This is a genomic window from Comamonas brasiliensis, assembly GCF_018292285.1.
Lineage (GTDB): Bacteria > Pseudomonadota > Gammaproteobacteria > Burkholderiales > Burkholderiaceae_C > Comamonas > Comamonas brasiliensis.
On the sequence record NZ_JAANES010000005.1, the window covers coordinates 225,035 to 248,440 of the forward strand.

The 23,406-nt window shown below is 61.6% G+C and carries 14 protein-coding genes, 6 tRNA genes and 1 riboswitch; of the genes, 10 read left to right on the plus strand and 10 right to left on the minus strand.

Annotation, left to right across the window (positions count from 1 at the left end; all coding sequences use genetic code 11):
- Positions 1–3 precede the first annotated feature (3 nt).
- Both glyA and DJFAAGMI_RS20180 read right to left on the minus strand, forming a co-directional pair.
- Complete coding sequence (glyA, locus tag DJFAAGMI_RS20175; RefSeq protein ID WP_003053390.1) at positions 4–1,251, minus strand: serine hydroxymethyltransferase; 1,248 nt, start codon at positions 1,249–1,251, stop codon at positions 4–6.
- Between the two features lie 35 nt (positions 1,252–1,286).
- A riboswitch (ZMP/ZTP riboswitch) is annotated at positions 1,287–1,441 on the minus strand.
- Between the two features lie 114 nt (positions 1,442–1,555).
- Positions 1,556–2,389 (minus strand): lytic transglycosylase domain-containing protein, encoded by an 834-nt coding sequence (locus DJFAAGMI_RS20180; protein WP_211458673.1) that lies wholly within the window; start codon positions 2,387–2,389, stop codon positions 1,556–1,558.
- A gap of 873 nt (positions 2,390–3,262) precedes the next feature.
- Here DJFAAGMI_RS20180 and DJFAAGMI_RS20185 point away from each other — a divergent pair.
- Positions 3,263–7,156, plus strand: a complete 3,894-nt coding sequence (locus DJFAAGMI_RS20185) for a DUF748 domain-containing protein (protein ID WP_211458675.1) — start codon at positions 3,263–3,265, stop codon at positions 7,154–7,156.
- Positions 7,157–7,371: 215 nt separating this feature from the next.
- Positions 7,372–10,023 (plus strand): DUF349 domain-containing protein, encoded by a 2,652-nt coding sequence (locus tag DJFAAGMI_RS20190; RefSeq protein WP_211458677.1) that lies wholly within the window; start codon positions 7,372–7,374, stop codon positions 10,021–10,023.
- A gap of 148 nt (positions 10,024–10,171) precedes the next feature.
- On the opposite strand, the gene DJFAAGMI_RS20195 is transcribed toward DJFAAGMI_RS20190, so the two are convergent.
- From DJFAAGMI_RS20195 to DJFAAGMI_RS20220, 6 genes are all read right to left on the minus strand, one after another.
- A tRNA-Leu gene (locus DJFAAGMI_RS20195) sits at positions 10,172–10,256 on the minus strand.
- A gap of 143 nt (positions 10,257–10,399) precedes the next feature.
- Positions 10,400–10,484 (minus strand) — tRNA-Leu (locus tag DJFAAGMI_RS20200).
- 143 nt (positions 10,485–10,627) lie between these two features.
- A tRNA-Leu gene (locus DJFAAGMI_RS20205) sits at positions 10,628–10,712 on the minus strand.
- Positions 10,713–10,855: 143 nt separating this feature from the next.
- Positions 10,856–10,940: transfer RNA gene (locus DJFAAGMI_RS20210), tRNA-Leu, on the minus strand.
- Positions 10,941–11,082: 142 nt separating this feature from the next.
- Positions 11,083–11,167 (minus strand) — tRNA-Leu (locus DJFAAGMI_RS20215).
- Between the two features lie 144 nt (positions 11,168–11,311).
- Positions 11,312–11,396, minus strand: a tRNA-Leu gene (locus DJFAAGMI_RS20220).
- Positions 11,397–11,430: 34 nt separating this feature from the next.
- Between DJFAAGMI_RS20220 and rnr the strand changes: the two genes are divergently transcribed.
- The gene (gene rnr / locus DJFAAGMI_RS20225; RefSeq protein WP_211458679.1) at positions 11,431–14,043 is read left to right on the plus strand and encodes a ribonuclease R; all 2,613 of its coding nucleotides are present in this window, start codon (positions 11,431–11,433) and stop codon (positions 14,041–14,043) included.
- Between the two features lie 64 nt (positions 14,044–14,107).
- Here the strand turns inward: rnr and DJFAAGMI_RS20230 are convergent, their stop codons facing one another.
- Together DJFAAGMI_RS20230 and DJFAAGMI_RS20235 are read right to left on the minus strand one after the other, a co-directional pair.
- Positions 14,108–15,691: an NAD(P)H-hydrate dehydratase gene (locus DJFAAGMI_RS20230; RefSeq protein ID WP_211458681.1), complete on the minus strand. Its 1,584-nt coding sequence runs from the start codon at positions 15,689–15,691 to the stop codon at positions 14,108–14,110.
- A gap of 97 nt (positions 15,692–15,788) precedes the next feature.
- Positions 15,789–17,177, minus strand: coding sequence for an amidase (locus DJFAAGMI_RS20235; RefSeq protein ID WP_211458683.1), 1,389 nt, complete (start codon positions 17,175–17,177; stop codon positions 15,789–15,791).
- Between the two features lie 226 nt (positions 17,178–17,403).
- Between DJFAAGMI_RS20235 and rpsB the strand changes: the two genes are divergently transcribed.
- The 7 genes from rpsB (at position 17,404) to ispC (ending at position 23,380) form a co-directional block, all read left to right on the plus strand.
- On the plus strand, positions 17,404–18,156 hold the full coding sequence (gene rpsB, locus DJFAAGMI_RS20240) for a 30S ribosomal protein S2 (RefSeq protein WP_003067383.1): 753 nt from the start codon (positions 17,404–17,406) through the stop codon (positions 18,154–18,156).
- A 108-nt stretch (positions 18,157–18,264) separates the two neighbouring features.
- On the plus strand, positions 18,265–19,158 hold the full coding sequence (gene tsf, locus DJFAAGMI_RS20245; protein ID WP_003053404.1) for a translation elongation factor Ts: 894 nt from the start codon (positions 18,265–18,267) through the stop codon (positions 19,156–19,158).
- A 93-nt stretch (positions 19,159–19,251) separates the two neighbouring features.
- Complete coding sequence (gene pyrH, locus DJFAAGMI_RS20250) at positions 19,252–19,974, plus strand: UMP kinase (RefSeq protein ID WP_003053409.1); 723 nt, start codon at positions 19,252–19,254, stop codon at positions 19,972–19,974.
- A gap of 37 nt (positions 19,975–20,011) precedes the next feature.
- Positions 20,012–20,572 (plus strand): ribosome recycling factor, encoded by a 561-nt coding sequence (frr, locus tag DJFAAGMI_RS20255; protein ID WP_211458685.1) that lies wholly within the window; start codon positions 20,012–20,014, stop codon positions 20,570–20,572.
- A gap of 23 nt (positions 20,573–20,595) precedes the next feature.
- Positions 20,596–21,333, plus strand: coding sequence for a polyprenyl diphosphate synthase (uppS, locus tag DJFAAGMI_RS20260; RefSeq protein WP_043009319.1), 738 nt, complete (start codon positions 20,596–20,598; stop codon positions 21,331–21,333).
- Between the two features lie 14 nt (positions 21,334–21,347).
- The gene (locus DJFAAGMI_RS20265) at positions 21,348–22,205 is read left to right on the plus strand and encodes a phosphatidate cytidylyltransferase (RefSeq protein ID WP_211458686.1); all 858 of its coding nucleotides are present in this window, start codon (positions 21,348–21,350) and stop codon (positions 22,203–22,205) included.
- Complete coding sequence (gene ispC, locus DJFAAGMI_RS20270; RefSeq protein WP_211458687.1) at positions 22,202–23,380, plus strand: 1-deoxy-D-xylulose-5-phosphate reductoisomerase; 1,179 nt, start codon at positions 22,202–22,204, stop codon at positions 23,378–23,380. The genes DJFAAGMI_RS20265 and ispC overlap by 4 nt, the downstream gene beginning before the upstream one ends.
- Positions 23,381–23,406: the final 26 nt, after the last annotated feature.

The following is a 23,406-nucleotide window of genomic DNA, read 5'->3' on the forward strand; positions in this document are numbered from 1 at the left end:
GAATTACTTGCTGTAGACAGGGAACTTGGCAGTCAGCTCGGCCACCTTGGCGCGCACGGCGGCCAGATTGGCTTCGTCTTCGGGCTTGTCCAGCACATCGGCCACCAGATTGGCGGTGATGCGGGCTTCTTCCTCACCGAAACCACGAGTGGTCATGGCGGGCGTGCCGATACGGATGCCGCTGGTCACGAAAGGCTTCTCGGGGTCGTTGGGGATGGCGTTCTTGTTCACGGTGATGTGAGCCAGACCCAGAGCCGCTTCGGCAGCCTTGCCGGTAATGCCCTTGGCGCGCAGGTCCACCAGCATCACGTGGCTTTCGGTGCGGCCGGAGACGATGCGCAGACCGCGCTCGGTCAGTGTTTCGGCAAACACCTTGGCATTCTTCACGACCTGTTCCTGGTAGGCCTTGAACTCGGGAGTCAGGGCTTCCTTGAAGGCCACGGCCTTGCCGGCGATGACGTGCATCAGGGGGCCGCCTTGCAGGCCGGGGAAGATGGCGCTGTTGATGGCCTTCTCGTGCTCGGCCTTCATCAGGATCACGCCGCCACGAGGACCGCGCAGGCTCTTGTGAGTAGTGGTGGTGACCACGTCGGCGTGGGGCACGGGGTTGGGGTACACGCCTGCGGCAATCAGGCCGGCATAGTGGGCCATGTCCACCCAGAAGATGGCGCCGACTTCCTTGGCGATCTTGGCGAAGCGCTCGAAATCGATGCGCAGGGCATAGGCGGAAGCGCCGGCCACGATGATGCGGGGCTTGTGTTCGCGGGCCAGTTCTTCGAGCTTGTCGTAGTCGATGGCTTCGTCGGCATTCAGACCGTAGGAGACGGCCTTGAACCATTTGCCGGACATGTTCAGCGCCATGCCGTGGGTCAGGTGACCGCCTTCGGCCAGGCTCATGCCCAGAATGGTGTCGCCGGGCTTGGCGAAAGCCATCAGCACAGCCTGGTTGGCCTGCGAGCCGGAATTGGGTTGCACGTTGGCGGCTTCGGCGCCAAAGATCTGCTTGATGCGGTCAATGGCCAACTGCTCGACCACGTCCACATGCTCGCAGCCACCGTAGTAGCGCTTGCCGGGATAGCCTTCGGCGTACTTGTTGGTCAGTTGGGAGCCCTGGGCTTCCATCACGGCGGGCGAGCAGTAGTTCTCGCTGGCGATCAGCTCGATGTGCTCTTGCTGGCGATGGTTTTCAGCTTCAATAGCTGCAAACAGTTCGGGGTCGACTTTCGCGACGGTATCGGTGCGTTGAAACATGGCAGTCCTATGAACTTAGATATTCCCTTGAGGCCAAGGGCTGCCCAGGCGAACGGCTGAAACGCTTGCAGGCTGCAGTCGCTGCGGCTCTGGGCGGTACGCTCCCCGGTGGTTCACAGACCTTGCAGTCTGCCGGTTTCCACGTCAGCGGCAGAAAATTCTGCGCCTATCGCCAGTTGCGTACACCCGCTAGTGTAGCTGAGCTGGCATGGCTCCAAGGCCTATGCCCGTTTTTCCCTCAGAGCCTTGCCAGGCATAAAAAAAGCTGGCCGAAGCCAGCTTGAGAAATACGGGGATCTGTCGCTTAGAGGTTGGAGTCGGCCAGGGCCACCTGCTGGGCGTGGGAGACCTTGGTGGCTGCCTCGGACTTGGCCGTCATCAGCGGGCTGGCCTGCAGGCCCACGCCCTGGCGCAGGCGCTGGTGTTCGGCAAGCACCTTGGCCGCATAGCCGCCGTCCGAAGGAAGGTTGGCTGCGCCCACGTAGTAGCGCAGGCCGCCCTCGATGGAACCGGCGCGGGCAATGCATTCCTTGAGCACCTTGACGCCGACCTTGAGGTTGGTCACAGGGTCGAAGGCCGCATGCTGGCCGCCAAAGCTTTCATACTTGTCGGTGTGCACGGACGTCATCACCTGCATCAGGCCCTGGGCGCCGACCGAGCTTTGGGCAAACGGGTTGAAGCTCGATTCAATCGCCATGATGGCCAGAATCAGCGTCGGGTCCAGCTTGTTGGCCTTGCCCTGGGCATAGGCTTCGCTGACCAGTGCGGCAATCGGCTCGGGCGCCACCCGGTATTTTTTGCTGAGCCAGTAGGCGACAGCCGCCTGCTCCTTGGGCAGGTTCTTGGGGTTGACGGCCGTGGCGCGGTCGCTGGCGACGACGAGGTTGGCGGAAGCAGGGGCTTCCTCCACTTCGGCGGCGGCCACAACGGTGCTGGCGGGCAGGCGTGTGTCGAGCCACTCGCGCAGCTCGGTGGCGCCGGCCAGACGCAGGTCCGGACGAGAGATCAAAATCAGGGCCGAAATGGCCACGGCCAAGCCCAGCAGGGCGAAACCGTTGTGAGTAAGAGCAAGAAAACCGTGGGCCGTCTTATGGCCCAACGTTCGCGCGGAGGCGATTAATTTTCCTGACGCTGGCATAGCTTGTCCTTTCTTGGCTATCGCCCGAGGTCGCACCGGATCAATCTCGCGGTGCAACCAGGACAACTGGCCGATGAGGTTTGCTGCGGGCCGATTAAAAGCGCCCCTCGGGGCGCCGATCGGTCTGCTCAGTCGTGAGGCAGCGGAAACAAAAAACGCTCATTTCGAGCGCTGGCGGATTCTAGAAGCGTCCTAAATATTCAGTCAACACTAACAAAAATACTTCTTAGATTTTAAAATTATATAAAAACTGTATGAATGTACAGTTTGCTCAAAAAATTACAGCAAAAAATCACGGATTCAAGAGGTGTATACGCTCACATCGTTTTATTTGTCATCAAGGCGAAATAAAGTGCAAAAAGCCTGGTAGCCCTACGCGAGCACAGATATAGTGAATCTGCCTGCAAGTTGCAGGTGCTTGCCAAAGGAAAGGAAAAGCAAACTCCGCCGAGGCCTTTGATTCCATGGGCTGTTGGCACTTGCTCTTTATCTTCGCTTGAGGCACAAAAGGGAGCAATCGTTGCTTCCAGCGGCAAGGACCACACCCTCCTTGAACCGCGAAAACGGCCCGGTCTGGTACCGGCCGTGAAGCCCGGAAGTCGGTTTCGCCACTTCCGGGCTTTGTCGTTTCTGGCGATGTCTCGTGCTGCAGCGCATTGTTTGCATTTTTTCGCGCTCATCTGTCTCTGGCGGGCATGCCGATGACGCAAACTTCTCCCTGGAAACGCCTCTTGCCTCTATCTATCTATATATAGAGCGCAATCTAGATACACCTGTATGCGCTCAAGGTACAGTGGTGTTCCGGGCGCGTGGCGGGTCCCGCCCCTGAGAGTCTTGGAAGGCTTTCAATCCCTGCATCAATAACAAATCCTCATGTCCTTGCTCACATCGAATCGCTGGCTTCGCCGGCTGATCTGGTCTGTTCTTGCTCTTTTGCTGTTATGGCTGCTGCTGTGGGCGCTGGTGCCCTGGGTGGCCAAGAGCCAGCTGGAAAAACGGGCTGCCGAGAAGCTGGGGCGCAGCGTCCATGTGGGCAAGATCGAGTTTGCGCCCTGGGCGATGTCCATCACCCTGCATGATCTGGTGATTGATAAAGCTATTAAAAAAGTAGCTGAAACTGCTGATGCAGAAAGCGTTTCATCTCAGAAAGACCTGAAGTCTGCCGCAGAGCCCCAGCTGGAGATCAAGCGCATCTTCATCAATGCCAGTGCGCAATCACTGTTCAGGCTCGCACCTGTGCTGGATGCCATCGAGGTCGATGCGCCCGTGGTGCGCCTGACTCAGTATTCGCTGGGCAAGCTCGATATCGACGATGTGATTGCCAGGCTCATGGAGCCCGATGACGAAGAGCCTGCCAAGCCCGTGAGCTTTGCGCTCTACAACATTGCCTTGCGCGACGGCCGTATCGAACTCAATGACGAGTCGGTGCAGCGCAAGCATGAGCTCAAGGACTTGCAGCTGAGCATTCCCTTCATCAGCAATCTGGCGTCCAAGCGCGAGATCAAGGTGTTGCCGCATCTGGCTTTCGATCTCAACGGCAGCAAGTTCGATACATCGGGCGAGAGCACGCCATTCACGGACAGTCGCCAGACGGCGATGCATCTCAAATGGGACCACATCGATCTGACTCCTTATCTGGGCTATGTGCCTGCCAGCGTTCCGGTGCAGCCTCTCTCGGGAATGCTCGATACGGATCTGCAGGTCAGCTTCGAGGAAAAAGACCAGCCGGTGGTTCGCATCAGCGGCAAGCTGGCCTTGAGCGAGGTCGCTTTGCAGGACCGCCAGGGCGCGCCGCTGCTGAGCTTTGATGCGCTGGAAGTGCAGCTCCAGAATGTTCAACCGCTGCAGAACCAGATTGCGCTGGAGGCGGTGCGCTGGATCAAGCCGGAGGTACATGCCAGCCGCAACGCACAAGGCGTGATCAACTGGCTGGGGCTGAATGCGCCGGCCGTCGCCCCCGCAGCGCCGCTTGAGAAAGCCGGGCCTGAGCCCGCTTCCGTCGAGGCCAGCAATCCGGCCCAGGCAAATGCGAAGGCCGAGAAGCCCAGCCCTTTGGTCGTTGGCGTGCAGCAGTTCGATATTGAAGGCGGCATCGTGCACTGGCAGGATGCTGCAACAGGTGCGGCACCTGCGGCGCTGACGCTGGCTCCGTTGACCCTGCAGGCCAGGAGCCTGGCTTGGCCCATGAATGAAGCTTTGCATCTGAAGGCCTCCGCGGGAGTGCAAACAGGCGGCCAGCCACGGGCGCAAGAGGAGGCCAGGCTGGCTGTGGATGGTGAGGCCACGCTCAAGGCCGGCAAGCTCAGCCTCAAGCTGGAGCAGTTGCCGCTGCAATGGCTGCAGCCCTATGTGCAAGCGCACTTCACGCCGCAGCTCAGCGCCATGCTCAATACCGATGCCGGGATTTCCTGGGGCGAGGGCGGGGTGGTGGCGGAAGTGACCGAGCTGACTGCCGACAAGCTGCAGCTGCAGGACAAGCAGGCTCCCGTCAATATCGAGCAGGTCAAGGTTAGCGGCGTTCAGGTCGATCTCGCTGCCCGGCAGGTGCAGGTGGAGGCCATCGCAGTCCAGAAACCTCAGCTGGCGGCGCTGCGCGATGCTCAAGGGCGCTGGATGTACGAGCGCTGGCTGCCTGCCGCAGTGCCGGCAGCCAGATCGACAAGCCAGGGGGGCAAGACGGAGCCAGGCCAGCCCTGGTCGGTCAAGCTCGCAGCGATTGCCGTGGATGGCGGTGCGCTGCAGTTCCGCGATGCCGCACCTGTGCAAGGCCGCAGTGCGCAGCCGGTACAGCTGGATGTGAGCGCCTTGCGCGTGCGCCTGGGCGCTTTCGAGCCGCTGGCGGCCAAGGCGGCGCCGACCCCGCTGGAGGTCTCGGCTCAGCTCTCGGCCAATCGCCGGGTGCAGGCTGGCCAAATTCAGTTCAAGGGGCTGCTGGGCCTGACGCCGGTCTCGGCTCAGGGTCAACTGCAGGCTCGTGCCGTGCCGCTGCATGCACTGGAGCCGTACTTTGCTCACAAGCTCAATGTGGATCTGGTGCGTGCCGATGGCAACTTCCGCGGCCGGCTCAACTATCTGGCCCATGCCAAGGGACCGCAAGTGTCCGTGTCGGGGGATGTCGAACTCAACGACCTGCGCGTGCGCTCCACGCTGGCTGCTCCGGTGCAAGAGGAGGCCGGCAAGCCCAGCACCGCCAAGGGCGCGCTGACGGCGGTGCTCAATGACTCCACGGCGGACCGCGCCAAGGCGCTGGCAGCGCGTACCGGCCTGGGCCTGGGCGATGATCTGCTGGCCTGGAAGACGCTGGCCGTGCGCGGGCTGGATCTGAGCATGCAACCGGCCCAGCCGCTGCGCGTGAGCGTGCGCGAGACGGCATTGAGCGATTTTTTTGCGCGCGTCATCGTGCAGCGCAACGGTCGCATCAATCTGCAGGACATTGTGAAGACCGAAAAGTCCGAACAGTCCGTCGCGCAGAACGAAGAGGCGAATGCCAAGGTGGCGGCGGGCCAGAAGCCCGAAGCCAGCAAGCCTGTGGAAGAGCCGGCAAAGCCCGAGGACAGTGGGCCTGCGCCCATCATCAAGGTTGGACCGATTGTGCTGACGGGCGGCAAGGTGCAGTTCTCCGACTACTTCATCCAGCCCAACTACTCGGCCGATCTGAGTGAGCTGACCGGCCGTCTGAGTGCCTTCTCTTCACAGGCCCCTGCAGGCCAGGCCGAACCGCAAATGGCCGATCTTGAAATCAAGGGCCGGGCCCAGGGCACGGCGAAGCTCGATATCAGCGGCAAGATCAATCCGCTGGCCAAGCCTCTGGCGCTGGATGTGCGCGCCCAGATGAATGATTTGGAGCTGTCGCCGCTGTCGCCATATTCCATCAAGTACGCGGGCTATGGCATAGAGCGCGGCAAGCTCTATATGGATGTGAACTACAAGGTGCAGCCCGATGGACAGCTCACGGCTTCGAACAAGCTGGTGCTGCGTCAGCTGACCTTTGGTGACAAGGTCGAAGGCGCGCCCGCGTCGCTGCCCGTCAAGCTGGCCGTGGCCCTGCTGTCCGACCGCAACGGCGTGATCGATCTGGATGTGCCGCTGAGCGGCTCGCTCAACGATCCGCAGTTCCGTCTGGCTCCCATCATCTTCAAGGTGATCGGCAACATCATCATGAAAGCCGTGACCGCGCCGTTTGCGCTGTTGTCAGGCGCATTCTCGGGGGGCGACGAGTCGGGTGCCGTCAATTTTGCGCCGGGCAGTGCGAAGCTCGATGGCCAGGCCAGGGAGCAACTGGCCAAGATCGTCAAGGCACTCAACGACCGCCCGGCACTCAAGATGACGGTGGTGGGTGAGTCGCGCGAAGCCGAAGACCAGGAGGCCTGGAAGTCGGAGGAACTGGACCGCCTGCTGCTGGCCCAGAAGCGCCGCAACGTGATTCGCGAAGGCAAGAGTGGCGACGAGGTGATGGAGTTCAGCGAAACCGAGCGCCTGGCCTTGCTCAAGGCTGTCTACGGCCGCGCCGACATCAAAAAGCCCCGTAACATGGTCGGGTTGGCCAAGGATCTGCCGGCCGATCAGATGAAGGCCCTGCTGGTGGCCAGCATCAAGGTGCCCGACGATGCCATGCGTGAGCTGGCACTGGCGCGCGGCGTGGCTGTGCGGGACTATCTGGCCACGCAGCAGCTGCCGCTGGAGCGCCTGTTCCTGGGCGCTCCCAAGCTGGACCCGAAGGACAAGGATTGGACTCCGCGTGCCCAGCTGAGCCTGTCGGCGCAGTGATGAAATCGCCGCGAAATACCTTGCGATTTCGCATTTTTTGGCTTGCCTTTAAATAAAGGCGAAAATATCGGTTTGCCTAGGCACCCATGTGCCTGGGCTTGCGCTTGGAAAGTCTGCCCTCATGTGGGTTGGCTCTGGCCTGTTGCAGCGTTGACTGCGGTGGCTGCCAAGCATTTTCTGACCCTTACATGACATCTATTTCTCCTAGCAGCACCATGTCTGATGCATCTGAAGTGAACCCGGCCTCTGCCAAGAATTCTGAGCAACATCCGCTGGATGCATTGACGGGTGGTGCTTTCTCCGCCGAGACCTCGGGTGATCGCGCCGCGCGCATTCGCGACTGGCTGGCGACCCAGCCCACGGTCGAGCAACTCCAGGACGTTCACAAGGAACTGAGCAAGGGCGACAAGAGTGCTGCCCGTGCCGTGCGTGAGCGCCTTGATGAAATCCGCCGCACCGCAAATCAGGAAAAGATTTCGGTGGAATGGGCCGAGAAGGCCGAGGCGCTGCTGGCAGCCGTGCCCTTTGACGCCGCCGCTGCAGCCGCCTGGCAGCGCGATGCCGCCAAGGCCGGCGCCGCACTGTCGCGCGAGCCGCTGTCGCAGTTCAAGGCCCAGTTGGTCGAGCGTGTGAAGGCCGTGGAAGATCTGCAGCACCGCACCCAGGTGCAGCGCGAAGTGGCGCTGTTGCTGGCTCAGCGCATTGAAGTGCTGTCGACCAAGTCCTGGAAGGATGCCAAGGCCGTTCTGGAAGCTCTGGGCGCTGATGTGGCCCGTTGGCAAGAACAGGCCAAGGAGCTGACGGGTGACGCCAGCTGGAGCAGCGTGGATGGCCGTTTCCCGCCTCAGCTGGAAGCCGCGTCGGCACAACTGGCGCTGGTTTGGGATGCCTTCCAGTCTGCGCTTGCGCAGACCGAAGCGGCTGCAGCCGACGAGTCTGCGCCGTTGCCCACCGTGCCGGTCTGGGCCGACGAAATCCGTGTGGCTCGTGGTTTGCCGCCTGAAGCTGCTGCTGTGGAAGCGGCCAAGCCTGCTGCGCCGCGCGCAGCAGCCGGTGGCCGTGGCAAGCCCACCTCCGAGCAGGTCGAAGCCGCCAAGGCCGGGCTGGGCCAGGCTCTGGAGGCACTGAAGGCCGAGACCGCAGCCGGCAACAGCAAGGCAGGCTCCGAAGCCGTGCAAGCCATGCGCGCGGCCATCAAGACCCATGGCCGCTTTGTGGATGAAGCGACCGTGAGCGAAGTGCACGACGCTCTGCTGGCTGCCGGCGAGGCAGATGGCTGGCAGCGTCAGCTGGCTGACAAGCTGCGCGAAGATCTGGTGGCCAAGGCCGAGGCCTTGCTCAACCGCCCCGACGGTCAGGTTCTGGGTGGTCGCAAGATCCAGGAAACCCTGCGTAGCCTGCGCGAGCAGTGGAAGCAGGCCGACCAGGGTGCTGCGGCCAATCATGCACTGTGGAAGAAGTTCGACGAGGCCTGCAATGCCGCCTACAAGGTGGTCGAGTCCTGGCACGACAAGATTCGCCAGGACAGCACGCAGGCCAAGGCCCAGCGTCTGGCGCTGATCGAAGAAATCAAGGCCTGGGCCGCAGAGCATTCCGCGAGCCAGGATTGGAAGAACATGCTGCGCGCACTGCGCCAGTTTGGCGAACGCTGGCGCGAAAGCGGGCATATCGGCGAGAAGCTGTTTGCCGAGCTGCAACCTCTGTTCAAGCAGGCCATGGCTGCCGCCGAAGCGCCCTTGCAGACGGCGCAGAAGGCCAGCCTGGAGCGTCGCCATGCCATGATCGACGAAGCCACGGCCCTGGGCGCGGCGCCCAGCCTGCGCATCGATGCCGTGAAGGCGTTGCAGCAGCGCTGGCAGGCCGAGGCTCAGGTGGTGCCGCTGGATCGCAAGCATGAGCAAAAGCTTTGGGATGCATTCCGCAAGCCGCTGGATGATGCTTTCAATCGCAAGAGCGTGGAGCGTGGTGGTCGCAGCCAGGCAGCGGTAGAGCTGTCCGAGCATGATCGCCGCGTGCTGGATGCATCCAAGGCAGTTGAAGCTGCCAATGCCAGCGGCGATGCGCAGAAGATTCATGCAGCGCTGGCCGAGCTGGAGGCTGCCATCAAGGCTCAGCCGGCCAAGACTGGCGAAAATCAGCCTCAAGCCCAGACAGAGCCAGCGGCTGAAGCAGATGCGGCAGAAGCTGCGGCAGTGGCCAAGCCGGCACGTCCCGTGGTCGCCGTGCGTGGTGATGACCGCCCTGGCATGAAGAAGGAGGCGGCAGCTGCCGTTGGTGGCCGTCCTGGCGATCGCAAGGATGGAGGCCGTGGCCGAGATGCAGCCCGTGGCGAGCGCGGTGGACGTGATGGTCGCGACAGCCGCGATGCCGGTCGTGGTCGTCGCGAGTTCGCGCGTGAAGAGCGCGGTCCTCGTCTGGCCGATCCCGCATTCCGTGCCCAGCGTGATGCTGTGGAGCATGCCCAGGAGGCTTTGCGCAAGCTGGCGGCCCAGGCCCATGGCGAAGCGCTGACCCAGTTGCTGGGTGCCTGGCAGGCACGTGATGCAGCGCAGCTGCCATCGGCTCAGCAGCTGGGCGGCAAGGTGACGGCTCCTGTGCGTACATCCTGGTCAGGCGCCGTGGCCGCCGCGCCCAAGGGCAATGCTGCGGAAGCTCTGCTGCGCCTGGAAATGGCTGCTGACGTGCACACCCCGGCCGATCAGCTGGCTGCACGCCGTGCGCTGCAGCTGCAGATGCTGACTCGCCGCAACGATCCTGCGCCGCAGCAGACCTGGGGCCAGGATGTGGCCACAGTGCTGGGCAGTGCGAGCGATGAGGCATCTGCCCGTCGCCTGCAGGCCGCACTCAAGCAATTGCTGCGCAAGTAAGTCATGGGTGCCGCCTCGATAAGGGGTGGCGGTCGCAAAAAAGGGAGCTTGAGAGCTCCCTTTTTTTTGCATTTGTCTCGTGTCCCCTCGGCTAGGACACTTACAAACGAAAAAGCCGCTGCATTTGCATGCAACGGCTTGTCGTGTTTGGTGCCCAGGAGAGGACTCGAACCTCCACGGAGTTACCCGCTAGTACCTGAAACTAGTGCGTCTACCAATTCCGCCACCTGGGCATTTCAGAGTGATTGAATTATATAGCAGCTAATGTAGCGCAGACGCCGGTTTGCGTATGTTTTTTCAAAAAAACAGCACGACCGATCGGGCTGGGTCGGAAACGAAAAAGCCGCTGCATTTGCATGCAACGGCTTGTCGTGTTTGGTGCCCAGGAGAGGACTCGAACCTCCACGGAGTTACCCGCTAGTACCTGAAACTAGTGCGTCTACCAATTCCGCCACCTGGGCATTTCAGAGTGAGCGAATTATATAGTGGCCAAAGCGGTGTCCGGGCCGATCTGTGCAGATTTTTCAGAAAACTTTGCGCTTGCGATGACGGGCTTGCAAAAACGAAAAAGCCGCTGCATTTGCATGCAACGGCTTGTCGTGTTTGGTGCCCAGAAGAGGACTCGAACCTCCACGGAGTTACCCGCTAGTACCTGAAACTAGTGCGTCTACCAATTCCGCCACCTGGGCATTTCAGAGTGAGCGAATTATATAGCGGCCAAAACGGTGTCCGGGCCGATTTGTGCAGATTTTTCAGAAAACTTTGCGCTTTCGGTGGCGGGCTTGCAAAAACGAAAAAGCCGCTGCATTTGCATGCAACGGCTTGTCGTGTTTGGTGCCCAGGAGAGGACTCGAACCTCCACGGAGTTACCCGCTAGTACCTGAAACTAGTGCGTCTACCAATTCCGCCACCTGGGCATTTCAGAGTGACTGAATTATATAGCAGCTGATCTAGCGCAGATGCCGGTTTGCGTATGTTTTTTCAAAAAACAGCACGAGCGATCAGGTTAGCCCGGAAACGAAAAAGCCGCTGCATTTGCATGCAACGGCTTGTCGTGTTTGGTGCCCAGAAGAGGACTCGAACCTCCACGGAGTTACCCGCTAGTACCTGAAACTAGTGCGTCTACCAATTCCGCCATCTGGGCTTTCAGGGAAGCTCTTATTGTAATGCAATTTCTTGCGTTCAATCCGAATCTTCAAATTCTCTAAGATGCCGCTTGGCTTGAAAGCATTCCTTTGGGGGAATGTTTTCCAAGTTTGTTTCAACCCTTGCAGGTTGTCGTTAAACTTGGTGCCCAGGAGAGGACTCGAACCTCCACGGAGTTACCCGCTAGTACCTGAAACTAGTGCGTCTACCAATTCCGCCACCTGGGCATCTCAGGAAAGACATAGATTGTATATCAAAAAAATGAACCCTCGCGCAAAAGTTGCCGATATGAACGAAGAAATTTTGGGCACAGTGCAGGGCCACCGCGACGGTCACGGCTTCGTCGTCCGCGACGATGGTGAGCGTGACATCTACCTTCCCCCTAATGAAATGCGTGCGGTGCTGCACAAGGACCGAGTCCAGGTGCGCATTGCTCGCCATGATCATCGCGGTCGCCCCGAAGGGCGCGTGGTGGAAATCGTGGAGCGTCCCGATCAGCCCATCATTGGTCGCTTTCTGCAGGAAAGCGGTGTGTGGCTTGTGGCTCCCGAAGACAAACGCTACGGCCAGGACATTCTGATTCCTTCCAATGCCACGGGTGCTGCCAAACCGGGGCAGGTGGTGGTGGTGGAATTGACGGAGGCTCCAGCCCTGTTTGGTCAGCCAGTGGGGCGTATCGTCGAAGTGCTGGGCGAAGTGGATGACCCCGGCATGGAGATCGAGATTGCGGTGCGCAAGTATGGCGTGCCGCATATCTTCTCCGACGCCTGCCTGGAGCAGGCCAAGGCGCTGCCTGAAAAAGTCCGCCCCGCAGACTGCAAGCACCGCATCGACCTGACCGATATTCCACTGGTCACCATCGACGGCGAAGATGCGCGCGACTTTGACGATGCCGTGTATTGCGAGCCTGCCAAGGTGGGGCGCAGCAAGGGCTGGCGCCTGTTGGTGGCGATTGCCGACGTGAGCCACTATGTGACCACGGGCAGCGCCATCGATATCGATGCCTACGACCGCGCCACCAGCGTGTACTTTCCACGTCGCGTGATTCCCATGTTGCCGGAGAAGCTCAGCAACGGCCTGTGCTCGCTGAATCCCGACGTGGATCGGCTGTGCATGGTCTGCGACATGCTGATCACCGCGCAGGGGGAGATTCACGCCTATCAGTTCTACCCGGCAGTCATGCACAGCCATGCGCGCTTCACCTATACCGAGGTGGCGGCAATCCTGGCCAATACGCGGGGCCCGGAAGCGGCCAAGCGCAAGGATCGCGTGCAGGACTTGCTGAATCTGTATGGTGTCTTCCAGTCCCTGCTCAAGGCGCGCGAGGCGCGTGGTGCGGTGGACTTCGAGACGACCGAGACGCAGATCGTCTGCGACGACAACGGTCGCATAGAGAAGATTGTGCCGCGCACCCGCAACGATGCGCACAAGCTGATTGAGGAAGCCATGCTGGCGGCCAATGTCTGCAGCGCAGATTTCATCGACCAGAGCGGGCAGCTGGGTCTGTTCCGTGTGCACGACAAGCCTTCGCTGGAGAAGCAGGAAATCCTGCGCAACTACCTCAAGGCCATGGGCGTGAGCATGAGCATCAGCGAGAACCCTTCGACCAAGGAGTTCCAGCAGATTGCCAATGCCACCAAGGACAGGCCGGACTCGCAGCAGATTCACACCATGCTGTTGCGCTCCATGATGCAGGCCTTCTACACGCCGGAGGGCTCGGGTCACTTCGGCCTGGCCTTTGAGGCCTATACCCACTTCACCAGTCCGATTCGCCGTTATCCCGACTTGCTGGTGCACCGCGTGATCAAGGCAGAGCTGAACGGCACGCACTACAAGCTGCCCAGCCTGCCCACACCGGGCGAGGCCGAAGCGAAGATGGCCAAGCGTCTGGCTTCGCGGGTCGTCGCACCGGGTCAGAAGCCGCGCAAGCGTTCGGCGGCCAAGGAATTTCAGGCCTGGGAAGCTGCCGGCCTGCACTGCAGTGCCAACGAGCGCCGTGCCGACGAGGCCAGCCGCGATGTGGAAGCCTGGCTCAAGTGCAAATACATGCGCGATCATCTGGGCGAGGAGTTCGCGGGCACGGTGTCCTCGGTGACGACTTTCGGTGTCTTTGTGACGCTGGATGCCATGTATGTGGAAGGTCTGGTGCATATCACCGAGCTGGGCGGTGATTACTTCCGCTTCGACGAAGCCCGGCAGGAACTGCGCGGCGAGCGCTCGGGTGTTCGCTATGGCATCGGTGCACGAGTGCGCGTGCAAGTCAGTCGCGTGGATCTGGATGGACGTCGCATCGATTTCCGCCTGGTGCGCGATGGCGAAGACGGCCTGGTGCAGTCGAGCCGCAGCGGCCGCGGTCAGGCCAAGGATGAGGGGCGTGGTCGCCGTGATTCGCGTGACGAGCGCAGTGCGGGCGGCTATTCCGACAAGTGGAGTCGTCGTGACGCCAAGGCCAATCGTGCGCAGCGCAATGCTGCTGCAGGGCCTGCTGCTGCGCCGGAGCCCGATCGCTCCAGGCAAGGTCGTAAAGCAGCCAAGAAGGCCATGTTGAAAAGCGTGAATCTGGCGGCGTTGGAGGCGGAATACGCGCAGGCTCCCAAGCCCGAGCCGGTAGCGGAGCCCGTCGCTGTGGCCGTGGTTGCCAAGCCGCGCAAGGTTGCAGGCAAGAAGCAGGTTGCTGCCTTGCTTGCGCCTGATGTGCAGCCCGTCTCCGTTGTCAAGACGGCGGCCAAGCCCGAATCCAAGACCACGGCCAAGGTGGCGGCGAAGTCTGTGGCGAAATCGGTGCCCAAGGCTCCAAAGGCCACAGCCAAGCCCGCAGCGCGTACCAAGGCCGCGCCGGCAAGCAAAACCAGCAAGCGCAAGACCGAACGCTGATTGCTGGCTTGCAAAGCAAACAAGGCCTCGCCGGATACCGGTAAGGCCTTTTTTCTTGCGCTGCTTACTGCTCGCCCAGGCGCATGGCCAGGGCACTGGCGCTGAACGGGCGGTCTGCGGGCCAGCGATCTGCGAGCTGGCCGTGGCGGAAGGCCCCTTCTATGGCAGCCATATCGGCACTGCGATCCTGTGCCCATAGCGCGGCGATCAGCCCGGCCAGCACATCGCCTGTGCCGCCCGTGGCCAGGCGGGCATTGCCGCTGGCATTGATCCAGACTTGCTGCCGTGGGTTGGCAACAACCGTGCCCGAGCCCTTGAGCAGCACCGTGCACTGAAATTTTCGGGCCAGTTGCAGGCAGGACTGCAGGCGGTCGGCTTGCACTTGGGTTGTACTGGTCTCCAGAAGGCGTGCGGCTTCCAGCGGGTGGGGTGTCAGAACCGTGCCGTGCTGGCGCGCGGCGCGCTGGCTCAACTGCTGTGCCAGCGTGGGACTGGCGGCAACGGCGTTGAGGGCATCGGCATCGAGCACCAGCTGTGGCGCCTGGCTCAATATGTGGGGCAGCCAAGCCTGCACGGCTTCGCCGCCACCGCAGCCGCAGACCACGGTGGCCTGGCCCCAGTCCTGGGCTGCAGGCCGTCGCAGCATGATTTCCGGCCAAGGGGCAATGCCTTGCGCCAGTGCTTCGTCCAGCAAGGCCAGCATGACGCGGCCGGCTCCGGCGTGCAGTGCGGCCAGTGCCGCCAGCCAGGCCGCGCCCGTCATCGACAGGCCGCGCAAGCCCAGGCCTTCGCCGCCGAGCACGGCTACATCGCCAAAACTGCCTTTGTGACTGTCGTGCGGGCGTGCACTCGAGGAAGCAGAGGAGCGGGTGTTCAGATGCGCCGTGGGCCGCGCTGCAGCGGGGTTGGTCGTGCCGGGAGTGCCGGCAATGCCGCAGCCCAGGTCGTCCCACCAGATCTGTCCGCAGGCATCGCGGCCCTGGCCGGTGAACAGGCCGGGCTGCAGGGTCAGCAAGGCAAGCGTGTGGCGCGCTTGCCTGGCGGCGATATGGCCGGGCGCGAACTCCCTCAGATACTGGCCGGTATCGGCATCGAGGCCGGAGGCAAGGTCGACACAGAGTACGCTGCAGGCGCACTGCCGAACCTGGGCCAGCAGTTGCAGCAAGCGCAGCTCCGCAGCCGAGGCCTTGTCCAAGGGGCGCGGGCTCAGTCCTATGCCCAGCAGTGCATCGATGCACAGGTCCTGCGATCCCAGATCGACGGGGGCGTCATGTAGCCACTGCACGCCGGCCTGCCTGGCCTTGTCCCGGGATATCTGTGCGTCGGATGGCAGCTCGGCAGGCGTGCGCACTTCGCTGACCGTGATTTGCGCGTGGGGCAGCATGGCTTTGAGCTGTGCTGCCGCCTCAAAGCCGTCGCCGCCGTTGTTGCCCGGACCGCAGGCGATCCAGATGCGTTGTGCGTGCGGGGCTATTGCCAGCGCCAGTTTTGCGATTGCAAGGCCGGCACGCTCCATCAGTTGGTGGGGGGGCAGGCGTCTGGCGCAATCCCGCTCAATCTGGCGCGTGGCGGCAGTGCTGAATAGCGGCCAGCCCTGGCCGGCGGCCATGGGAGCGGGTGGGGTGTCGGTTGGAGAAATGCGCAGCATGGTCCGAGGATAGCCTCAGGCCGCGCATTTGTGGGTTTTGATGATTTTTGCCATGTAGGCCAATGACCATAAGCGGTTGTAGCTACAAAAATGAAAGTCAGACGCGATTGAGCGCTGCCTCTATGCCCGCGCTGATATTCAGTATGGCGTCGTCATGCAGGGCGGCATGCCAGATCATCAGGCCCATGGGGAGCTCGTTCGGGTTGTGGCACGGCAGTGACAGCGCGCAGCCATCCAGCATATTGACCACGCTGGTATTGCGCAGCAGCAGGCCGTTGACGCGGAAGAATTCTTCGTCATGTCTGAGGTCAGCCGCAGCATCGAAGCCGTTGGCCGGGGCGACGGATGCAATGGTGGGGGCGGTGATCGGCGTGGTCGGCGAGAGCAGGGCGTCGTAGCCGGCAATGGCGCTCTCCATCCTGGTAATCCAGCGCTTGCGCGCGGCCAGCAGATCCAGATAGTCGGCGGCGCTCATGCTCGCGCCGCGCTCTATGCGCGAGCGCACCCGGGGATCGTAGAGCGCGGCTTTTGCTGGATCCTGCAGATATTGCCGGTGCCAGGCATAGCTTTCGGTGGGCGAGAAGCCGCCGATGACGTTGATGCCGTCCAGCTCTTCCAGCTCGGGCAGGTCAATCCATTCGATCTGCGCGCCGCCTGCCTGCAGCTTGGCGATGCTGCGTTCGAAGGCACTGCGCACGGCGGGTTCGATCTGTTCGAAGAACAGGGGGCGCGGCACTGCCAGACGCCACTGGCTCAGGCTGCGTTCGTCCTTGGCGACTTTGCGCTCGGCCAGAATCTCGTGCAGCAGCACGGCATCGCGCACGCTGCGGGTAATGGCGCAGGCGGTGTCCAGTGTGGGCGAGAGTGGCACGGTTCCTTCGGTGGGCACCAGCCTGGCCGTGCTTTTGAAGCCCACCAGTCCATTGAGTGCAGCGGGAATGCGGATGGAGCCCCCGGTGTCCGAGCCCAGAGCTGCCCAGGCGGCGCCGCTGGCGACGGAAACGGCCGCTCCTGACGAGGAGCCGCCCGGAATGCGGGCCGGCCATGTGGGGGCCAGCTGAGGGTTGGCGGGGTGGCGGGCATCCAGCGCGGCAGGGGTGCCGAAATGCGGGTTCACACCCACGCCGGAAAAAGCGAACTCGACCATATGGGTGCGGCCGATGATGGCTGCACCTGCCGCGCGCAGGCGGGCGACGGCCGTGGCGTCTGCCTGGGCGACAGGCGCATCCTGCAGCACCAGGGAGCTGGCGGCACTGCGCGCGCCTTGGGTGTCAAACAAATCCTTGACCGAGATGGCCAGGCCGGCCAGGGGCGCAGTCGTCGGTGTTTCTGCGGCGGCCCAGCGTGCCTCGTCAAAAAAGGTCTGACTGAAAACGTTGGCGCACAAGGGACTTTGCGCGGCAGCAATGCTCATTTGCATGAGGCTTGCGGCGCTTTGGCGGCCTTCGCGGATCTCGAGAGTGAGGTGACTGAGGTCGAGTTGCATGGCGATGTGCTAAAATTTTGCGGCTTTGCTAAGGGTTGGTCCGTGAGGATTGACTTGAAAAGCTCTGAAAGTGGTTGATGCGATGGCGTTTTTGCGCCTTGCAGCACCTGCTTTCAAGTCGGCAAGGCAAATAGCAAACCGGCCTATCCAAGGTGTTGCGATCGCTTTTTCAAGGCGGCTGCAATCGTTGGGCCGGATTTTAGACCCAACCTTTGAGGTAATTAACATGGCAGTAACAATGCGCGAGATGCTGGAAGCCGGCGTCCACTTCGGTCACCAAACTCGTTTCTGGAATCCCAAGATGGCTCCGTTCATCTTCGGCGCCCGTAACAAGATCCACATCATCAACCTGGAAAAGTCCCTGCCGATGTTCCAGGAAGCCCAGAAGTTCGCCAAGCAGCTGACTGCTAACGGCGGCACCATCCTGATGGTGGGTACAAAGCGTCAAGCCCGTGAACTGGTGGCCGAAGAAGCCAAGCGCGCTGGCGTGCCCTTCGTCGACCAGCGCTGGCTGGGCGGCATGCTGACCAACTTCAAGACCGTCAAGACCTCCATCAAGCGTCTGAAGGACATGAAGGCTCAGCAAGAAGCTGGTCTGGAATCCATGTCCAAGAAGGAACAGCTGATGTTCGTTCGCGAACTGGAAAAGCTGGAAAAGGACATCGGCGGCATTCAGGACATGAACGGTCTGCCCGACGCCATTTTCGTGATCGACGTGGGCTTCCACAAGATCGCTATCGCTGAAGCCAAGAAGCTGGGCATTCCTCTGATCGGCGTGGTTGACACCAACCACAACCCCGATGGCATCGACTACGTGATCCCTGGTAACGATGACTCCGCCAAGGCCGTGCAGCTGTACGCCCAAGGCATCGCCGACGCTATCCTGGAAGGCCGCGAAGCCCGTCTGAACGACGTGGTGAAGGCTGCTGCCGGTGAGAACGGCGACGAGTTCGTGGAAGTGGAAGAATCCGCCGCCTAAGCGAAGTCCGGCTGCGCGACCGCATCGCGAGAAAAAGCGGGGCTCTAGGTAGCCCCGTTTTTTTAGCCGGAATCCTGTAACGAATCGAACTGATACTGGAGAAATACGATGGCAATTACTGCAAGCATGGTCGCCGAACTGCGCGCCAAGACCGACGCTCCCATGATGGAATGCAAGAAGGCTCTGACCGAAGCTGATGGCGATATGGCCAAGGCTGAAGAGCTGCTGCGCGTCAAGCTGGGTACCAAGGCTGGCAAGGCCGCTTCCCGCGTGACTGCTGAAGGCGTTGTGGCTGCTTTCATCGAAGGCGGCAAGGGCGGCCTGATCGAAGTGAACAGCGAAACCGACTTCGTGTCCAAGAACGACAGCTTCCTGGCCATGGCCAACGCCGCTGCCAAGCTGGTCGCCGAGCACAACCCCGCTGACCTGGATGCCCTGGGCGCCCTGGCCTACGAACAAGACGGCTACGGCCCCACTCTGGAAGATGTGCGCAAGGGCCTGATCGGCAAGATCGGCGAGAACATGTCTTTCCGTCGCTTCAAGGCTTTCAACGGCGCTGGCCTGGCTGCCTACGTGCACGGCACCCGCATCGGCGTGGTGGTCGAGTTCGACGGCGACGCTGCTGCTGCCAAGGACGTGGCCATGCATGTGGCTGCCATGAAGCCCGTGGCCCTGACTTCCGCTGACGTGCCTGCCGAGCTGATCGCCAAGGAACGCGCAGTGGCCGAAGGCAAGGCTGCCGAATCCGGCAAGCCCGCCGACATCGTCGCCAAGATGGTGGAAGGTTCCGTTCAGAAGTACCTGAAGGAAGTGTCCCTGGCCGACCAGGTCTTCGTGAAGGCTGCCGACGGCAAGCAAACCGTGGCCCAGATGCTCAAGGCAGCCAACACCAATGTGAAGGCGTTCACGATGTTTGTCGTGGGTGAAGGCATCGAGAAGAAGACCGATGACTTCGCCGCTGAAGTGGCTGCCCAGGTGGCAGCAGCCAAGGCTGGTGCTTAAACCTAAGCCTTAGCAACAATCGCGGCCTAGAGCCGCGATTGATTTATTCCCCTCCCGTTTTCATACTTATTCAACTTCCACCGGAGAAACACCATGTCCAACGCCATTCCAGCCCACAAGCGCATCTTGCTCAAGCTGTCGGGGGAGGCGTTAATGGGAGATGACCAGTTCGGCATCAACCGTGCAACCATTGAGCGCATGGTTGCCGAGATCGTGGAAGTGACCAAGGTGGGTGTGCAGGTTGCCGTGGTGATCGGCGGCGGCAATATCTTCCGCGGCGTGGCAGGTGGCTCGGTCGGCATGGATCGTGCGACTGCCGACTATATGGGCATGCTGGCCACGGTGATGAATGCCCTGGCCCTGGCTGATGCCATGGACAAGCAGGGCCTGACGGCGCGCGTGATGTCGGCCATCGGTATCGAGCAGGTGGTGGAGCCCTATGTGCGCCCCAAGGCGCTGCAGTACCTCGAAGAGGGCAAGGTTGTGGTGTTCGCTGCCGGTACCGGCAACCCCTTCTTCACCACCGACACCGCAGCTGCGCTGCGCGGTGCCGAAATCGGTGCCGAAGTCGTGCTCAAGGCCACCAAGGTGGACGGCGTTTACACGGCCGACCCGGTCAAGGATCCCTCGGCCACACGCTACGACAAGCTGGCTTTCGATGAAGCCATCTCGCGTAACCTGGGCATCATGGATGCCACGGCTTTCGCGCTGTGCCGCGACCAGAAGCTGCCGATCCGCGTGTTCTCCATCGTCAAGCCCGGCGCACTCAAGCGCGTGGTCATGGGTGAAGACGAAGGCACTCTGGTGTACGCTTGAGCGTTTTGCCGCCCAATGCTCGCAAAGGAACAAGAACATGACGATCGCTGAAATCAAAAAGAACACCGAAACCAAGATGGGCCAGTCCATCGAGGCTCTGAAGAACAACCTGGCGCGCGTGCGCACCGGTCGTGCCAACCCCGCACTGCTGGACGCCATTCACGTCGAGTACTACGGCTCCATGGTGCCCCTGTCCCAGGTGGCCAATGTGTCCCTGCTGGACTCCCGCACCATCAGCGTGCAGCCCTGGGAAAAGAGCATGGCTGCCAAGGTGGAAAAGGCCATTCGCGAAAGCGATCTGGGTCTGAACCCTGCCTCCATGGGTGACCTGATCCGCGTGCCCATGCCTCCCATGAGCGAAGAGCGCCGCAAGGAAATGACCAAGCTCGCCCGCAACGAAGGTGAGAACGGCAAGATTGCCATCCGCAACCTGCGCCGCGATGCCAATGAAAGCGTGAAGAAGCTGGTCAAGGACAAAGAGGCCTCTGAAGACGATCAGAAGCGCTCCGAAGCCGAAATCCAGAAGATCACCGACAAGCACATTGCCGAGGTCGACGCGCTGGTGTCGGCCAAGGAACAGGACATCATGGCGGTCTGAGTCTTCCCGAAGGACCTGCACTTTTGACATCCAAGAAAACCGGCGCGGTTCCGCGCCATATCGCCGTCATCATGGACGGCAACGGGCGGTGGGCCAAGCGCCGTCTGCTTCCACGTCTTGCAGGTCACAAGCAGGGCGTGGAGTCCCTGCGCCGCTGCGCTCGTGCCTGCGTCGAGCGTGGCGTGCAGGTGCTCACGGTATTTGCGTTTTCCTCCGAGAACTGGAGCAGGCCTCAGGAAGAGGTCTCAGGCCTCATGAGCCTGCTGGCCAATGCCCTGGCCAAGGAAGTTGCGCAACTCAGCCGCGACGGCGTGCGCCTGTACTTTGTCGGAGACCGTCAAGGTCTGAGTGACAAGGTCCGTGAGGGCCTGGCCGAGGCCGAGCGCATCACTGCGCACAACACGCGCCTGGTTCTCAATGTCTGCTTCAACTACGGTGGCCGCTGGGATATCGCGCAAGCAGCGCAGAAGCTGGTGGCCCAGGGTCTGGAGCTGAGCCCGGAGAATCTCGACAAGGCCATGGCCCTGGCGCATGTGCCGGATCCTGACCTGATGATCCGCACCGGCGGCGAAACCCGCATCAGCAATTTTCTGCTTTGGCAGGCTGCCTACACCGAGCTGTTCTTCAGCAATGCCCTGTGGCCTGATTTCGACGAGGCCGCTCTTGACGAGGCCATTGCCGTGTTTGGTGGCCGGGAGCGCCGTTTCGGCCAGACTTCAGAGCAGATTCAACCATCATCTGCCGTCACCCTGACGGCATAACCATAAGAGGTGCCATGCTCAAGCAGCGCGTCATCACCGCCTTGATTTTGCTGGCCATTTTGCTGCCTGCATTGTTTTATACGGCCAGCACCGTGCCTTTTTCGGCACTGATGCTGTTGTTCATGGCGGCTGGTGCCTGGGAGTGGGGGCGTCTCAACGGCTTCGGGCAGGCAGGCTCGCTGGGTCTGGGGGCTATCTGTACGGCTCTATGCGCGGGCTCCTGGTGGGCCGGCTGGGTTGACCAGCCTCTGTCCATGGTGTGGCTGATTGCGGGTTGCCTCTGGGTGCTGGGGGGCGTGCTGCTGCTGCGTGCTGGTGTTACTGGCTGGCCGCATATTCCGGCTGCAGTCAGGCTGGTTGGCGGCGTGCTGGCATTGTGGCTGGCCTGGCTGGCTGTGGTGCAGGCGCGCAATATCGGCATCAACTTCCTGCTCTCGGTCCTGGTGCTGGTCTGGGTGGCCGATGTCTTTGCCTATTTTGCAGGTCGCACTTTCGGCCTGAAGTTCACCAGGAACAAGCTGGCTCCTTCCATCAGTCCTGGCAAGAGCTGGGAAGGTGTCTGGGGCGGCATGCTGGGTGTGGTTGTTCTGGCTCTGGTCTGGAGCTGGGCAGATCGCCACTACGGCGCCAGTGTTCCAAGTTTCTATTCGGTGCTGCAGTCACGAGGGCTCTGGTTCCTGTTGCTGGCTGCGGTGTTTATGGCTGCGATGAGTGTGGTGGGCGACCTCGTCGAATCCCTCATCAAGCGCAGCGTCGGTGTCAAGGACAGCAGCGGCTTGCTGCCCGGCCATGGTGGTGTCCTGGATCGCATTGATGCCCTCCTGCCCACACTGCCGTTGGCGATGATGCTCTCATCCTTTGTGCATCCATGAAGCAGAAAATCACGGTTCTGGGTTCTACCGGTTCCATCGGAACCAATACCCTGGATGTGGTGGCGCGCCACCCTGATCAATACGAAATCTTCGCGCTGAGTGCAGCCACGCAAGTGGATCTGATGCTCAGTCAATGCGCGCAGTTCAAGCCGCAGTTCGCCGTGATGGCCAGTGCGCCCCATGCACAGCAGCTGGCTGAGAAGATCAAGTCGCATGGACTTCAGACGCAGGTCCTTCAAGAGCGTAATGCTCTTGAAGTGATAGCGTCTCATCCTGATGTCGATGCGGTCATGGGGGCGATTGTCGGTGCGGCCGGACTGGCCCCCTGTCTGGCAGCGGCCAGAGCGGGCAAGCGCCTGCTCCTGGCCAACAAGGAAGCCCTGGTGGTGGGCGGTGCGCTGTTCATGGACACCGTCAAGCGTCATGGCGCCACATTGCTGCCCATCGATAGCGAGCACTCCGCCATCTTCCAGTGCCTGCCCGAAGACAGCAGCACCTGGGCCGAGCGTGTCGACTCCTTGCTGCTGACGGCCTCGGGCGGTCCGTTCCGCCAACGCGACCCGGCGACACTGTCTGAAATCACTCCCGAGCAGGCCTGCTCGCATCCCAACTTTTCCATGGGGCGCAAGATCTCGGTTGACTCCGCCACCATGATGAACAAGGCGCTGGAGGTGATCGAGGCGCGCTGGCTGTTCGATATGGCGCCCGAGAAGATCAAGGTGGTGATTCATCCGCAGCAGATCGTGCACTCCATGGTGCAGTTCAAGGATTCGTCGGTGCTCGCTCAGCTGGGAACGCCCGATATGCGGGTGCCGATTGCCTGCGGTCTGGCCTGGCCCGAGCGCATCGAGAGCGGCGCGCCGGTGCTGGATTTTGCCAAGCTGGCGGCACTGACCTTCGAGGAGGCGGATGCGCATCGCTTTCCCGGCCTGCATCTGTCCTGGCAGGCGCTGCGCGCGCCCGAAGGTACGACCACGGTGCTCAACGCCGCAAACGAAGTGGCGGTTGCCGCCTTTCTGGAGCGTCGCCTGTCGTTTGACCGCATTCATGCCGTCAACCTGCAGACGCTGGAATCGGTGCAACCGGGCTCCGTGAGCAGTCTTGAAGACCTGATGGCGCTCGATGCGCGAGCACGCGAGAGCGCGGCCGCCATAGCCGGCCAGTGGGCGCGCTGAACGGGCGCGAAGTGCGGATGCTTGCA